Below are 14,680 nucleotides of genomic sequence, written 5' to 3'. Positions count from 1 at the left end.
GGTGTCCCAGTCCGAGTTTTATCCGCCACCCCTGACACCCCTCCGTCGCGCTGCGCGCGCCACCTCCCCTCGAAGGGGAGGATTTGATGCTGCAGGGATCGCGGGAAACGGTGGAGATTGCCCGAAAGCTGCGGCGCGAAATGTCGCTGCCTGAGGTGCTTCTCTGGGCCGAGCTGCGGAAGCGCCCGGCCGGCCTGAAATTCCGTCGCCAGCAGCCGGCTTCCCGGAGAGTCACCGATTTCTTCTGCCACTCGGCGCGGCTGGTTGTCGAAGTAGACGGGCAGGCGCACGACAGCATTGAGGTGGCGGAGCGCGACGCCCGCCGAGACGCGTGGTTTGCGCGGCGACGTATCAAGGTACTCCGCATTCCCGCACGCGAGGTGCTGAACAATCTCGAGGGTGTGGTTCTGGCGATTGTGCAAAACGCCCGGGCCGGGACACCCCTCCACCACGCCGCTGCGCGGCGCGGTCCCCCTCCCCTTCTAGGGGAGGATCTGGTCGGAGCGTATCGATGACCTTCATCTCCATCCTTTCCATCTTCGTCCTCGCGGTGTTCGTCGGTTACTACGTCGTCTGGTCGGTGACGCCGGCGTTGCACACGCCGTTGATGGCGGTGACGAATGCGATTTCGTCGGTGATCATCGTCGGCGCGCTGATCGCGGCGGCGGCGGCCTTGGGCGGGTCGGCGGCGAAATGGCTGGGGCTGGTCGCGGTGGCGCTCGCCAGCGTCAACATCTTCGGCGGTTTCGCGGTCACGGCGCGGATGCTTGCCATGTACAAGAAGAAGGACCGCTAGTGCGGGCCGGGGGGCATTAGACGATGCACGAGATCGCACCGGTCAATCCCTGGGTCGCGCTCGCCTATCTGGTTGCGGGCGTGTGCTTCATCCTCGCGTTGCGCGGACTTTCGAGCCCGGCTTCGTCGCGGCGCGGCAATCGGTTGGGCATGGCCGGCATGGCGCTGGCGGTCGGCACCACCCTGTTCACGCACGAGCTGGCGAGCCTGCCGGAAATCGCCGTCGCGATCGTGATCGGCGGCACCATCGGTCTTGTCACCGCTCGCCGCATCGCGATGACAGCGATGCCGCAATTGGTCGCCGCCTTTCACTCGCTGGTCGGCATGGCCGCGGTGCTGGTCGCGGCGGCGGCGTTCCTGAACCCGCAGGCGTTTCATATCGCGAACGTCATCACTCCGATCGCCGGGCCGAACATCGTCAGCATTTTCCCGGTCAGCCGGATCGAAATGGGGCTCGGCGTCGCAATCGGCGCGATCACCTTCTCGGGATCGGTGATCGCGTTCCTGAAGCTCAACGGCAATATGTCCGGGGCGCCGATCATGCTGCCCGGCCGCCATGTCATCAATCTCGGCACGCTGGCCGCGATCATCGGCCTGATCGCCTATTTCACGACCGATCAGGCCGGCTGGGTGTTCTGGACCGTCACCGCGCTCAGCTTCCTGATCGGCTTCCTGCTGATCATCCCGATCGGCGGCGCGGACATGCCGGTCGTGGTCTCCATGCTGAACAGCTATTCGGGCTGGGCGGCGGCGGCGATGGGCTTCACGCTCGGCAACACCGCGATGATCATCACCGGCGCGCTGGTCGGCAGCTCGGGCGCGATCCTTTCCTACATCATGTGTCGCGCGATGAACCGCAGCTTCATCAGCGTGATCGCCGGCGGTTTCGGCGCGGTTGCGGACACGAGCGGCGGCGCGGCGGCGATCGACCGGCCCTGGAAGCGCGGCTCCGCCGAGGACGCGGCGTTCCTGATGGAGCAGGCCGAGCTGGTCATCATCGTCCCCGGCTACGGCATGGCCGTCGCGCAGGCGCAGCACGTGCTCCGCGAGATGGCCGACAAGCTGAAAGAGAAGGGCGTCACCGTCAAATACGCGATCCATCCGGTCGCGGGCCGCATGCCCGGGCACATGAACGTGCTGCTCGCCGAAGCGAACGTGCCTTATGACGAAGTGTTCGAGCTGGAGGACATCAACTCCGAGTTCGCGCAGGCCGATGTCGCGTTCGTGATCGGCGCCAACGACGTGACCAATCCGGCCGCCAAGACCGACAAGAGTTCGCCAATCTACGGCATGCCGGTGCTCGACGTCGAAAAGGCCAAAACGGTGCTGTTCGTGAAGCGGTCGATGGGCGGCGTCGGCTATGCCGGCGTCGATAACGAGCTGTTTTACCGCGATAATACGATGATGCTGCTCGCCGATGCCAAGAAGATGGTCGAGGAAATCGTCAAGTCGCTTGGCTGATCGCTCCATTCCGGATCAAGTTCTGCGACGGAGCCGGCCTCCGCTGCGGAACGCTCCAAAATGGAGTCGCGGGTGGCTGACTTCGCCCCATTTTGAAGGCATGTATCGGCCCACAGGGGCATAAGGTGAACAGGGTGGCGAGCGCAGCTGGGGGCTGGGGGGACGAACCTTCCGTACTGATCTTCGCCGATCGTGAGCAGGACCGGGCAGCGGCCCTTGAAGCGGCCCGCAGCGTCGGTGCGCGGATCGTGGGCGCCGAGCCGACCGCCGGCGCATTGGAACGGCTCAGCCGGCAGGTGGGCGTCGATTCAGTGCTGATCGAGCTCGACGGCACGGATGAGCTCACGCGAGAGAGGCTAATCGATTGGGCCAATCATGCCGTGAGCGAGGGCACGACCTCCGCCGTGATCTCGATTCCATCATCGCTGATCGACGCGGTGACCGCGCGGCTCGATGAGTCCAGGATCGATCTGCTCTGCGACGCAGGCATCGAGGAGCGCACCGCGGCATTGGGCCTGATGCTCGCCCAGCGCAGGCACAGGCTTCACGATCACGGCATCGAGGCGGAGGCTGAGCGGCTGCGGCGGCTGAGCGAGGAAGTCGCGCGGATCGCCGGCGCGCTCGCCGAGCTGTCCAGCTCTGCCCGGTCCATCTCCTACGCGCCGCACCGCGACTTTCCCGAGATCGAGGGCGAAGCCAAGGTCGATGCCAACATGGTTCGCAGCCTGATCCGCATCCGGCGGCTGCGGGATCAGTTCTTTCCGCGCGACCTGTTCGCCGATCCGGCCTGGGACATGCTGCTCGACCTGATGGCCGCGCGGCTGGAGCAGAGCCGGGTTGCCGTTTCGAGCCTCTGCATCGCCGCTGCCGTGCCTGCGACGACGGCGCTACGCTGGATCCGCACGCTGACCGATCACGGCCTGTTCGTCCGCCGCGCCGATCCCGAGGACGGCCGGCGCATCTTCATCGAATTGTCCGACGATGCCGGGGACGCGCTCGCGGCGTATTTCCAGACCGCTCATCAGCTGGGTCTACGGGTCGCCTAAAGTGGCCTGGCGAGGACCACGAAGCTCAGGTCGCGCCGTTTGGGAACGCCGAAGCGCGGATCATCGAGCGGGAAGGGGCGCTCCTCGCCGGTGCGGGCATAGCCGCGCCGCTCATAATAGGCGACCAGCTCCTCCCGTTGGCGAATCACGGTCATTTCCATCACGGTGGCGCCGAACGCGCGCTTTGCCTCTTCTTCCGCCGCGGCGATCAACACGCGACCCAGCCCCTGCGCCTGCCGCTCGGGCGCGATCGAGAGCAGGCCGAGATAGGCCTTGCCACCACCCTGATCGGAAATCTGCACGCATCCTGCTAGCGCCGTTCCGTCCAAGGCCAGCATAATCTGCTGCTTCGGATCGTTGAGAGCGGCCGTGAGCGCAGCCGCATCGGTGCGCTGCCCGTCCAGCAGATCGGCTTCGTGCGTCCAGCCGCTGCGGGCCCGATCGCCGCGGTAGGCGCTGTGGACGAGGTCGAGCAGCGCCGGGATATCGGGCGGACTGGCGGTTCGAATTTGAAGATTCATGAACCTTCTTTGGCTTCACCCGTCTCTTGACGCCAGAGCCGGTTCGGGGCCTTGGGTGCGCGTGCAATCCGATTTCGTCCTGACCGCGACCGGCCTGGAGAAGCGATTTGGGCGCAAGCTGGCGGTCGCGGGCGTCGATCTCGCTGTGCCGCGCGGCTGCATCTATGGCGTGCTCGGGCCCAATGGCGCCGGCAAGACGACGACGCTCCGCATGCTGCTCGGCATCATCGATCCCGATGCCGGCGAGCGGATCGTGCTCGGCGCATCGAGGCCGCGCGAGGTCAGCGACCGCATCGGCTACCTTCCCGAGGAACGCGGCCTCTATCCTTCGATGAAGGCGCGCGAGGCGATTGCCTTCATGGGCGCGCTCCGCGGCCTGGATTGGGCCGAGGGACGGCGGCGCGGCGTCGAAATGCTCGAGGCCGCGGGCCTGGGGCACGCGGCGGGCGAGAAGATTCGGGCGCTCTCCAAGGGCATGGCCCAGCTTGTGCAACTGCTCGGATCGATGGTGCACCGGCCTGAGCTGCTGGTGCTCGACGAACCGTTTTCCGGGCTCGACCCGGTCAATCAGGAAAAGCTCGAGCAGTTGATTCTTGCGGAGCGCGATCGCGGCGCGACGATCCTGTTCTCCACGCACGTGATGGCGCACGCCCAGCGCCTCTGCGAGCGGATCGCGATCATCGCCGGCGGCAAGCGCCGTTTCGAAGGCACGGTCGACGAAGCCCGCGCGCTGCTGCCGATGCGCGCGCATCTCGTGCCGCGCTCGGGGAACGGTGACACGGCCACCTTTCTGCCCCCGGATGCCTCGCCCGTTCGCGACGGCTTCGATTTCGAAGTGCCGGCCGAAGGGATCGAGCCGGTGCTGGCCCGGCTGATCGAGTCAGGCCACGGCGTCGCCGGACTGTCGATCGAGCGACCCGGCCTGCACGAGATATTCGTGAAGCTCGTGCGGGAAGGGGAGGCCGCGGCATGAGGCGCTTTCTTGCCCAGGCGCTCGTCATCGCGCGCCGGGATTTCGGCGCGATCGTGCTGACGCCAACCTTTCTGATCTTCCTGCTCGCGCCCCTGTTCATGCTGTCGGTCGCGACGATCGGAAGCCTCGGCGCCATGCACGTCGTGGAGGATGGCCGAGAACGTGCCGTGGTCCTCACCGGGCCAGACGAGCTTCCGAGGCTTCGCAAAGCAGAGCAGCGGCTCCGGGGGATTGTCGGTGGCGATCCGGCGCCGCCGCAAGTTTCGTTCGAGGCGCGGGAGCGGGATGCGGCACGGCAGGCGCGCGATCTGTTGAGCCGTGACGGCGTATCGGCCGTCCTGTTCGACGGGCGCGTGCTGCATACCGAGAGGGGCGCTCGGGATGGCGATTACCTCGCGCTGCTCGGGGCAGCGGCATCGGGAACGCAGCCGGCCATCAAGGCCCTGTCGATTGCGCGGCCGGAGGGCGGCGCGCACGCACGGAATGCGACCGCCTTCGGGGCAGTGTTCTTGCTCTTCTTCTTGTCGTTGCTGCTCGCCAGCCAGGCGATCGGCATGCTGGCGGAGGAACGCAACAACAAGGTGATCGAAATCCTCGCCGCCGCCGTGCCGCTGGAGGCGGTCTTTCTCGGCAAGCTGATCGGCATGCTGGGCGTCGCGCTGCTGTTTTCCGCCTTCTGGGGCGGCATTGCGGGGACCGCCGCGGCGCTTCATCTCGGCGGCCTCAGTTTCGAGGCGATCGCGCCGGCGACCGGCCTCGCCAGCTTCGCTGTGCTGTTCCTCTGCTATTTCATGCTCTGTTTCCTGCTGCTCGGCGCCGTGTTCCTCGGCGTCGGCGCGCAGGCGGGGACAATGCGCGAAATCCAGATGATGTCCTTGCCGGTGACCATCTTCCAGGTCTCCATGTTCGCGCTGGCGAGCGCGGGGGCGAGCGCGCCGGACTCGACGGTCGGCGTCATTGCCGCGGTGTTCCCGTTCAGCTCTCCGTTCGCGATGGCCGGCCGCGCGGCGACCGGCGTGCCTGCCTGGCAGCACGTCGTGGCGCTTGCCTGGCAGCTGCTGTGGCTCGGGATCACCGTGACGATTGCCGCTCGCCTGTTCCGCCGCGGCGTGCTGAAGTCGGGCGGCGGCCGCCGGGCCTAGGCCATGCGTCGTCCGCGTCGGGAATCGCGGTCGATCGACATCAGGATGCCGATGCAGATCATCACCGTCATGACCGCCGATCCGCCATAGCTGACCAGCGGCAGCGGAATGCCGACCACCGGCGCCAGCCCCATCACCATCATCAGATTGATCGCGACGTAGAAGAAGATGGTCGTCGCCAGCCCTGCAGCGGTCAGGCGCGCGAATTTGGAGCGGGCGTTGTGCGCAACCTGCATGCCCCAGCGGATCAGCAGGAAAAAGGCGAAGATCAGGAACAGGCCGCCGACCATGCCCCATTCCTCGGCCATCGTCGCGAACACGAAGTCAGTGTGGCGCTCGGGCAGATAATCGAGCCGGCTCTGCGTCCCCTGCAGGAAGCCCTTGCCGAACAGTCCCCCCGATCCGATTGCGATCTTCGACTGGCTGATGTGATAGCCCTTGCCGAGCGGATCGCTCTCCGGGTTCAGAAAGATCAGCACGCGGTTGCGCTGATATTCGTGCATCATGCCGAACGCGATCGGCGCCGCCGCCGCTCCCGCGAGGGTCGAGCCGACATAGAGGCGGAGCGGCAGCCCCGCCAGGAACGTGACCGTCAGCCCACCGAATGTGATCATCATCGCGGTGCCGAGGTCGGGCTGCAGCATGACGAGGGCCGCGGGCACGCCGATCAGGATCGCTGCCGGCCAGATCGCGTTAATCGTCCGCAGCTGCCCGGCGGGCAGCATCCCGTAGAAGCGGGCGACGGCAAGCACGATGCCCGGTTTCATCAGCTCCGACGGCTGAAGCCGGATGATGCCCAGGTCGAGCCAGCGCTGGCTGCCGCCACTGATCCCGCCGATCGCTTCCACGCCGATCAGCGCCAGCACCAGGATACCGTAAACCGGAAAGGCGATCGTCTGCCACATGCGCTCCGGGACGCGCGACAAGACCACGGCCATCCCTAGGAACATCAGGAAGCGCATCCCCTGGCCGAGCGCCCAAGGGCTCAGACTGCCGCCGGCCGCCGAATAGAGCACCACCAGACCAAAGCCGGTGATCGCGATCACGAGCAGCAGCATGCTCCAGGGCAGCGCTGCCAACGGCGCGGGAATGATCCCGGTCTGCTTCAATCGACTGCCGCCGCGACATTGGCGCCGGGATCGGCCGGCGTGGGCGTGGAGGTCGGCAGCGGCGTAGCACCGGCCTTGGCGAGCTTCCATGCCTCCGCCTTCGCCGCCATCCGCGTGGCGATGTCGCCGCCCCACGTCGGCTCAACCTCGGCCAGGCTCTTCATCGCGCGATCCGGATCGAACAAATAGGTCATGATGTCGCGACCGGTCATCGGCGAGTCGAGATTGCGAACCGTATGGCCGCCATGTTCGAGAACGACCGATGCTGCATATCGCGGGTTATCGGCCGGCGCGAAGCAGATGAAATGGGCGTGGTCCCGCATCCGGAACGGCAGCGAGGCGTTGCTGAGGACGCCGCCCGCACGCTCGGCCATCGTGATCCGCCGCACCTGCGCGGTGCCGGTCTTTGCGGCAAGCGCGACGCCCGGCACCTGCATCCGCGCTGCGCCGCCGGTTCCGCCTTCGTTGACGACGCCGTACATCGCGTCACGGACGATCGCGAAATGCTCCGCGCTGTACGGCAGCGGCGCGGCCGGCTTGTCGTGACCGAAGAACATCGACGGCTTGATTTCCCGTCCCGAGGCAAGGCGCGACGCCATCACCGCCATCTGCAGCGGGTTGGCGAGCACATAGCCCTGGCCGATCGAGGCGTTCAGCGAGTCCGGAATCGTCCAGGGCTGATGATATTTCTTCAGCTTCCACGCGCTGTCGGGGACCGTGCCGTAGCGTTGCGAGACGAGCGGCAGATCGAATTTCTGGCCGAGGCCCATCGCCTTTGCGACCGGCGCGATGCGATCGTAACCCAGCCGCCGCGACATCTCGTAGAAATAGATGTCGCAGCTCTGCATCACCGCATTTTTCATATCCAGCGGGCCATGGCCGCGCTTTTTATGGCAGTGGAACAGGCCATTGCCGACACGCAGCGCGCCGGCGCAGACGACCCGGTCGCGCGGATCGACGCCGGCTTCCAGCAGAGCCAGCGCGTTCATCGGCTTGACGGTGGATCCCGGTGGATAAAGGCCCAACACGGCCTTGTTCATCAGCGGGATGTGATCGTCTTCCGACAGCATCTTCCATTCGTCGCGGCCGATGCCGTCGGAAAAGCTGTTCGGGTCATAGGAGGGCATCGACACGAACGCGAGCAGGCCGCCGGTTGCGAGATCGATGACGACCACCGAGCCCGAGTTGGTCCCGAGCCGCCGCGCCGCATAGGTCTGCAAGCCCGCATCGATGGAAAGCTTCAGCGTGTGGCCCGGCACGTCGCTGCGCGTCGTCAGTTCCTTGACCAGCTTGCCCCGCGCCGTGACCTCGACGCGCTTGGCGCCGGGCGTGCCGCGCAGCGTCGGTTCCATCACCTTTTCAAGCCCGTCCTTGCCGACCTTGAAGCCCGGCGTGATCAGCAGCGGGTCCTTGCTTTCCTCATAATCCTTGGCGGATGCCGCGCCGACATAGCCGACCAAATGCCCGACCGCGGCACCGTCCGGATAGAAGCGCGAATAGCCGCGCATCGGCGACACGCCGGGCAGGTCGTTCAGCCGCACGCTGACCGCGGCGTATTTCTCCCAATCCAGATCCTCCGCGACCTGGACCGGCTTGAACCCCTGCGCCTCCTCCAGATCGTCGCGGATCCGCTGCATCTCCTCCTCGGGAAGCTGCAGCAGCGCCTGAAGGTCGCCCAGCAGCTTGTCCTTGTCGACAATGCGGTCGGGGATCAGGTCGACCCGGAAATCGGTGCGGTTGATCGCGATCGGCTTGCCCTGGCGATCGACGATCCAGCCGCGCCGCGGCGGGATCAGTGTCAGGTTGACGCGATTGCTTTCGGACAGCAGCGCATAATGCTCGTTCTCTGCGATCGACAGCCAGGCAAGGCGACCAGCGAGCACGGCGCCGACGCCGCCCTGCAACCCGCCCAGCAGCAGCGCCCGGCGCGTGAAGGTGAAGCTCTGGCTCGCCTCGGTGACGATCTTCTTCGGCCGCTTCACCGCAGGCGCCAGACATCAAGCCGCGCGCACAGGCGTGCGACGACAGGAAAAAGTAACGTGGATGCAATGATTTGGGGCACGATTGCCAAGATAGGTGCTGCGCCGCCGGCGAACAGGGCTAAAAAATACCCCCCGACCAGACAGCCGGCGATTGCCGCTGCGGCGACCATCCAGTCCTGGACGTAATCGCGCCACAGCACGGACCGTTCGGACGCCTCGATGGCGAGGAACGCCAAGGTCCAGCACAGCATCGCGCTGCCGACCGGCTGCCCGCTGACAAGGTCATCGAAGAACCCGAGCGGCAGGGGCGCCCACACCGCCCAGAAGCCTGGCCGCAGCAACCGCCAGGCAAGCAGCACCATCAGGCCGAAAGGCGGCAGCACCGGACCTTGCGCGATCATCGGCGCCAAAGCCGGCAGCAGCGATCCGATCATCGTCGAGACAATCGGCACCGCGCGCGCCTTGGCGCTCAGCACCGGCTGATAGCCGCGATAGGTGAGGGTGCGACTCATTGCCCGGGCAGTGGCGGCAGGATGCGCCGCTGCACCTCGACCTGCGGCTGGTAGACGGGTTCGACGATCGCGAAATCGAGCGCCGCCGGATCGGAGACCGGTCGTGCGAAGAAACTCTCCCGCGTGACCCGGTTGATGATCGCGACGGGAACGTTCGGCGGATAAACGCCGCCCGCGCCCGAGGTCACGAAGACGTCGCCGCGCCTGAAAGTCGTGTTCTCCGCCCCCAGCGCGCGGATGTCGATCAGTCCGTCGCCGGTCCCGGTCGCGATCGCCGGCGTCCCGTCCGGCACGCGGCGGACCGGCACAATCATGCCGCCGTCGGTGATCAGCGACACGCGCGCGCTGATCGCGCCGGCGCTGGCGATCCGGCCGACCAGTCCGCCGGGGCCGCGCACCGGCATGCCGCTGCGCACGCCATTCAGATAGCCGGCGTTCAGGATCGCATAGCGGCGGATGCTGGATCCCGTCGATCCGACCAGCCGCGCGACCGCGACCGGCCTGGTGCCGCGCTCCGTGATGCCCAGCAGCCGCTTCAGCCGCGCATTTTCGAAGGCGAGCGCGCGCGCTTCGATCAGCTTGGTCTGGTTCTCCTTCGCCTCAGCCTGGAGCTGGCGCACGTGTCCCGCGGCATTGATGTAGGAGCCGATGCTGCCGCCGGCATCGCTCGACCGCTGCACCACCCAGCGGCCGCCGGCCGTGATCGGCAGCGTCGCGTCGCTGATCGCGCCTTTCAGCGCGCCGAAGCCGTTCGGATCGACCGCCGACAGGATTAGCAGCAGCAGCGCGATCGCGGCGCCCGAAACGGCCGCGACATAGCCGAAGAACAGGCCATATTGCGCCCGGCGCGAGTAGCCGGGGCGGCGATTGGAAGGGCGCGCCATCTGGCCGCTCCCGGATCAGGCGGTGAGCAGAACGCCCCGGAACACCGGGTCCTCGAGCGCGCGGCCGGTGCCGAGGGCGACACAGGTCAGCGGATCATCGGCGACGGTGACGGGTAGCCCGGTCTCGTCGCGCAGCACTTCGTCGATGCCTTCCAGCAGCGCGCCGCCGCCGGTGATGACGATGCCCTGGTCGACGATATCGGCGGCCAGTTCCGGCGCGGTGTTCTCCAGCGCGATGCGGACACCCTCAATGATCGTGCCGACCGGTTCCGACAGGGCCTCGGCGATTTGGCCCTGGTTGATCTCGATTTCCTTGGGGACGCCGTTGACCAGGTCGCGGCCCTTGATCTGGATCGTCTTGCCGATCCCGTCCGCGGGCGGCTTGGCAGTGCCGACGTCCTTCTTGATCCGTTCGGCGGTCGCTTCGCCGATCAGCAGATTGTGGTTGCGGCGGACATAGGAAGCGATCGCTTCGTCCATCTTGTCGCCGCCGACCCGAACCGACGTCGTGTAGGCAAGGCCGCGAAGGCTCAGCACCGCGACTTCGGTGGTGCCGCCGCCGATATCGACGACCATCGATCCGATCGGCTCGGTGACCGGCATGTCGGCGCCGATCGCCGCCGCCATCGGCTCCTCGATCAGCCAGACCTGGCTTGCGCCGGCATTGGACGCGGCATCGCGAATCGCGCGACGCTCGACAGAGGTGGAGCCCGACGGCACGCAGATCACGATTTCCGGCCAGCGCGGGAAGCGGCGCTGCCCGTGCACCTTATGGATGAAATGCTTGATCATCTGCTCGGCGACGTCGATGTCGGCGATGACGCCGTCGCGTAAGGGTCGGATCGCCTCGATCGAACCCGGCGTCTTGCCCATCATCAGCTTGGCGTCGTCGCCGACAGCCTTCACTTTCTTGACGCCGTTCACGGTCTCGATCGCGACCACCGACGGCTCATTGAGGACGATTCCGCGCCCGCGCAGATAGACGACGGTGTTCGCCGTCCCGAGATCGATGGCCATGTCGTGCGACATGAATTTGAAGAAACGCGAAAAGAGCATTTTCGTCCCGCTCTGAAACAGAATCCCTGGGGCACTATACCCGCCAGCGGCTCTTGTAAAAGCACAGATGCCTTGATTTTTCGTGAGCGCCGGGTCGCGGGATGCGGCCGCTTGGGCTAGAGCATTCACCATGTCAATACGACGCCTGCCCTCGCACCTCGTCAATCGGATCGCCGCCGGTGAAGTGGTCGAAAGACCGGCCAGCGCGCTGAAGGAATTGGTCGAGAACGCGATCGATGCGGGAGCGATCCGAATCGCCGTCCGGCTGGCGGGCGGCGGGATCGAGCTGATCGAGGTGACCGACGACGGCTGCGGCATGGCGCCAGACGAGATGCGGCTGGCGCTGGAGCGTCACGCGACGTCGAAGCTGCCGGAAGCATTGTGGGAGGAGGGGGCCATTGAGGCTGTCACCACCCTGGGGTTCCGTGGCGAGGCGCTGCCGTCGATCGCGAGCGTCGCGCGGCTGACGCTGGAAAGCCGCGTGCGCGGGGCCGACGGCTGGGCGCTGACGGTCGACAATGGCGCAGTGATAGGGGAGGGGCCCGCGGCGCTCCCGCCCGGAACACGGGTGCGCGTCGCAGGGCTGTTCGAGCTGGTGCCGGCACGGCGCAAATTCCTGCGCTCGGTGCGCGCCGAATATGCGGCGTGCCTGGATGCGGTGAAGCGGCTGGCGATGGCGCGGCCGGAGATCGGCTTTTCATTGGATCATGACGGCCGCAAGCTGCTGAACGTGACGCCGGGCGACAGCGCGCCGGCCCGCGTCGCCGCGCTGACCGATCGCGACCTGCCCGATAACAGCGTCGGCGTCGACCTGGTGCGCGAGGGGCTGCGGCTCGGCGGCGTCGCCGGCCTGCCGACCTTCAGCCGCGGCGTCGCCGATCACCAATATCTGTTCGTCAACAACCGGCCGGTGAAGGACCGGCTGCTCGCCGGCGCGGTGCGCGGCGCCTATGCCGACCTGCTCGCGCGCGACCGCCATCCGGTCGTGGCGCTGTTCCTCGACGTGCCGGCCGACCAGGTCGACGTGAACGTCCATCCGGCCAAGACGGAGGTCCGCTTCCGCGATCCGGCGCTGGTGCGCGGCCTGATCGTCAGCGGCCTCCGCCGCGCGCTCGACGAAGCCGGCCACGCCAGCGCGCGACCGGCGGCGGTGGATGTGCTGGCGGGCTGGCAGGCAAGCCCCTCCCCTTCAGGGGAGGGGACGGGGGTGGGGCCGGTTTCCGGCTTCAGCACTCGAAATTATCTGCCCCACCCCAACCCCTCCCCTGAAGGGGAGGGGCTTCGATATGGCGTTTCCGATCATCACGCCTTCTTCACCGCGCCCCCGCAAGCCCGCGCCGAGGCCGCCGACACGCCGCCGCCCGACCACCGCGCCTTCCCCCTCGGCGTCGCGCGTGGGCAGGTCGCCAACACCTATATCGTCGCCGAGGCCGAGGACGGGCTAATCCTGGTCGACCAGCACGCCGCGCACGAACGGCTGGTGCTGGAGCGGATGAAGAAAGCGGCGGCGAATGGCGGCGTGCATGCCCAGGCGCTGCTGCTGCCCGAGGTAGTCGAGCTGGACGAGCCCGGTTGCGACCGGCTGGAGGCGCGCGCGCCCGAGCTTGCCGGCTTCGGTCTCGACCTGGAGCGGTTCGGTCCGGCGGCCATGCTGGTTCGCGCGACGCCGGCGCTCCTCGGTGCCGGCGACGTGCACGGCCTCGTCCGCGACCTGGCCGACGAGCTCGCCGCGTTCGACCAGGCGCTCTCGCTCAAGGAACGGCTCGACGACGTCGCCGCGACGATGGCCTGCCACGGCAGCGTCCGCGCCGGCCGCGCGCTGTCGGTGACCGAAATGAACGCGCTGCTCCGCGAAATGGAAGTCACCCCGCACAGCGGCCAATGCAATCACGGCCGCCCGACCTGGGTAAAGCTTTCCAAAATTGATCTGGAGCGGCTTTTTGGGCGCAAATGAGTGGTTTAATCGAGGATTGCAGCCTTCAAAATTGTTCGGGACGATCATAGTCCCGAGCGATCGCAAACGACCATTGCGGACGCCGCAAGTGGCTCTAAGCTGTTCAATGTGATGCCAGCCATTCTCCTTTTCGGAGCTGTTTCGACAGCCATTACCGTCCCAGACTACTTCCCCGGCAGCTTCGTCGGTACTTGGGGCATCGAAGGTGCTCGATGCGGAACGGAAGGAACTCCCCGCGTCAAAATCAAAGCGCGCGAGCTGGAGTACGACGGGCAGCGTCAGCCTGTTGTCCGAACAGTGTCAGTGGAGAGCAATGTGGTCGAAGTAGCTCTCCAGAGCGATCGAACCCATCCACCCTATCTGGAACGACTCACGGTTGGAACGACCGGGTCTCGTTTGTTTCGTGAGCGGGATGACAAGGTCATTGCCGTCTACTATCGCTGCGAGTGAGCGTTGCCGCTTACAGTTCACCGTTGCGGACATCCGCCTTCTCTTGTGCGCCCATTTGAGTGAAGCCCGCCAGAGCCGATCTGGAGCGGCTTTTGGGGCGGAAATAGGCGGGCAGATGTCGCGTCCGTGCGATCACGCAGGCGCCCAATTTTTGACAGAGAACCGAAGCTTCTGCGAAACGTTCTCCTTCACGATAGGAGGAGAAGCATGAAATCTGTTTTGTTCGCGTGCGTTGCGGTCGCGGGTTTTGGTGTGGCACCGGCTTTCGGCCAGGGAGCGCCGGCGCCGGCGGCGAGTGCGACCGCGCAGGCGTCGGCCGAGATCGTCGCCGGCACGCCGGTCATCGATCCGAGCGGTAACCCGGTCGGGACCATATCGTCCGTCGGGCCGAACTTCGTTGTGCTCAAGACCGACCGGCACGAGGTGCGGCTGTCAAAGGACTCGTTCGCGTTCCGCCCGAAGGGACTGACGTTCAGCATGACCAAGGAGCAGCTGAACGCGCAGGTCGAACAGAGCGTCGCCAATCTCGACCAGATGCTGGCGCCCGGCGCCGTCGTGCACGATCGTCAGCGGGGAACCGTCGGCACGATCGAGCTGGTGGAAGGCGATCTGGTGACGCTGACGCTTCCAAACGGCGCCAAGGTGCGGCTGCCGAAATCCGGATTTGCGCCGGGGCCGAGCGGAGCCGTGCTCGGCATGACGGCGGCGCAGCTGGAGGCCCAGGCGGCGCCTGCACCGGCGCCATCGCCATCGCCGTCGCCGTCGACCGGCGGCTGAGTGAGCAGCGAGGGGATC

The 14,680-nt window shown here is 66.6% G+C and carries 15 protein-coding genes; 9 read left to right on the top strand and 6 right to left on the bottom strand.

The annotated features are described in order from the left end of the window. The first annotated feature begins 86 nt into the window (after positions 1-86). From SCH01S_RS05845 to SCH01S_RS05830, 4 genes are all read left to right on the top strand, one after another. Entirely contained in the window at positions 87-515 is a 429-nt protein-coding gene (locus tag SCH01S_RS05845; RefSeq protein ID WP_046347848.1) for an endonuclease domain-containing protein, read from the top strand. Next, the gene (locus tag SCH01S_RS05840; protein ID WP_046347847.1) at positions 512-796 is read left to right on the top strand and encodes a proton-translocating transhydrogenase family protein; all 285 of its coding nucleotides are present in this window, start codon (positions 512-514) and stop codon (positions 794-796) included. The genes SCH01S_RS05845 and SCH01S_RS05840 overlap by 4 nt, the downstream gene beginning before the upstream one ends. A 23-nt stretch (positions 797-819) precedes the next feature. Continuing rightward, positions 820-2,256, top strand: a complete 1,437-nt coding sequence (locus tag SCH01S_RS05835; RefSeq protein ID WP_046347846.1) for an NAD(P)(+) transhydrogenase (Re/Si-specific) subunit beta — start codon at positions 820-822, stop codon at positions 2,254-2,256. Positions 2,257-2,390: 134 nt separating this feature from the next. Beyond that, complete coding sequence (locus SCH01S_RS05830; protein ID WP_157032822.1) at positions 2,391-3,302, top strand: helix-turn-helix domain-containing protein; 912 nt, start codon at positions 2,391-2,393, stop codon at positions 3,300-3,302. On the opposite strand, the gene SCH01S_RS05825 is transcribed toward SCH01S_RS05830, so the two are convergent. Next, a complete protein-coding gene (locus SCH01S_RS05825) occupies positions 3,299-3,823 on the bottom strand; it encodes a GNAT family N-acetyltransferase (RefSeq protein WP_046347844.1) in 525 nt (174 codons plus the stop codon). The two genes, SCH01S_RS05830 and SCH01S_RS05825, sit on opposite strands and share 4 nt — an antisense overlap. 61 nt (positions 3,824-3,884) lie before the next feature. Between SCH01S_RS05825 and SCH01S_RS05820 the strand changes: the two genes are divergently transcribed. Together SCH01S_RS05820 and SCH01S_RS05815 are read left to right on the top strand one after the other, a co-directional pair. Further along, the gene (locus SCH01S_RS05820; protein WP_245612167.1) at positions 3,885-4,796 is read left to right on the top strand and encodes an ABC transporter ATP-binding protein; all 912 of its coding nucleotides are present in this window, start codon (positions 3,885-3,887) and stop codon (positions 4,794-4,796) included. Further along, on the top strand, positions 4,793-5,938 hold the full coding sequence (locus tag SCH01S_RS05815; RefSeq protein ID WP_046347842.1) for an ABC transporter permease: 1,146 nt from the start codon (positions 4,793-4,795) through the stop codon (positions 5,936-5,938). The genes SCH01S_RS05820 and SCH01S_RS05815 overlap by 4 nt, the downstream gene beginning before the upstream one ends. Here the strand turns inward: SCH01S_RS05815 and rodA are convergent. Genes rodA through SCH01S_RS05790 form a run of 5 tightly spaced genes read right to left on the bottom strand, consistent with a single transcriptional unit; the run spans position 5,935 to position 11,481 of the window. Then, positions 5,935-6,996, bottom strand: a complete 1,062-nt coding sequence (gene rodA, locus SCH01S_RS05810; protein WP_046347856.1) for a rod shape-determining protein RodA — start codon at positions 6,994-6,996, stop codon at positions 5,935-5,937. The genes SCH01S_RS05815 and rodA overlap by 4 nt on opposite strands. Positions 6,997-7,043: 47 nt before the next feature. Next, entirely contained in the window at positions 7,044-9,029 is a 1,986-nt protein-coding gene (gene mrdA / locus SCH01S_RS05805; protein ID WP_046347855.1) for a penicillin-binding protein 2, read from the bottom strand. Continuing rightward, positions 9,026-9,541, bottom strand: coding sequence for a hypothetical protein (locus tag SCH01S_RS05800; protein ID WP_052733802.1), 516 nt, complete (start codon positions 9,539-9,541; stop codon positions 9,026-9,028). The genes mrdA and SCH01S_RS05800 overlap by 4 nt, the downstream gene beginning before the upstream one ends. Then, positions 9,538-10,425 (bottom strand): rod shape-determining protein MreC, encoded by an 888-nt coding sequence (locus SCH01S_RS05795; RefSeq protein WP_046347841.1) that lies wholly within the window; start codon positions 10,423-10,425, stop codon positions 9,538-9,540. Before SCH01S_RS05795 ends, SCH01S_RS05800 begins: the two co-directional genes overlap by 4 nt. 15 nt (positions 10,426-10,440) lie before the next feature. Further along, entirely contained in the window at positions 10,441-11,481 is a 1,041-nt protein-coding gene (locus tag SCH01S_RS05790) for a rod shape-determining protein (protein WP_046347840.1), read from the bottom strand. Between the two features lie 130 nt (positions 11,482-11,611). On the opposite strand from SCH01S_RS05790, the gene mutL reads away from it, so the two are divergent. The 3 genes from mutL (at position 11,612) to SCH01S_RS15730 (ending at position 14,662) form a co-directional block, all read left to right on the top strand. Then, on the top strand, positions 11,612-13,435 hold the full coding sequence (gene mutL / locus SCH01S_RS05785; RefSeq protein WP_046347839.1) for a DNA mismatch repair endonuclease MutL: 1,824 nt from the start codon (positions 11,612-11,614) through the stop codon (positions 13,433-13,435). Between the two features lie 111 nt (positions 13,436-13,546). Next, entirely contained in the window at positions 13,547-13,885 is a 339-nt protein-coding gene (locus tag SCH01S_RS16350; protein ID WP_157032821.1) for a hypothetical protein, read from the top strand. A 207-nt stretch (positions 13,886-14,092) separates the two neighbouring features. Next, a complete protein-coding gene (locus SCH01S_RS15730; RefSeq protein ID WP_157032820.1) occupies positions 14,093-14,662 on the top strand; it encodes a hypothetical protein in 570 nt (189 codons plus the stop codon). Positions 14,663-14,680: the final 18 nt, after the last annotated feature.

Source organism: Sphingomonas changbaiensis NBRC 104936 (assembly GCF_000974765.1).
In the GTDB taxonomy this organism is placed as follows: domain Bacteria; phylum Pseudomonadota; class Alphaproteobacteria; order Sphingomonadales; family Sphingomonadaceae; genus Sphingomonas_B; species Sphingomonas_B changbaiensis.
This window is presented reverse-complemented; position numbering and strand designations above follow the sequence as displayed.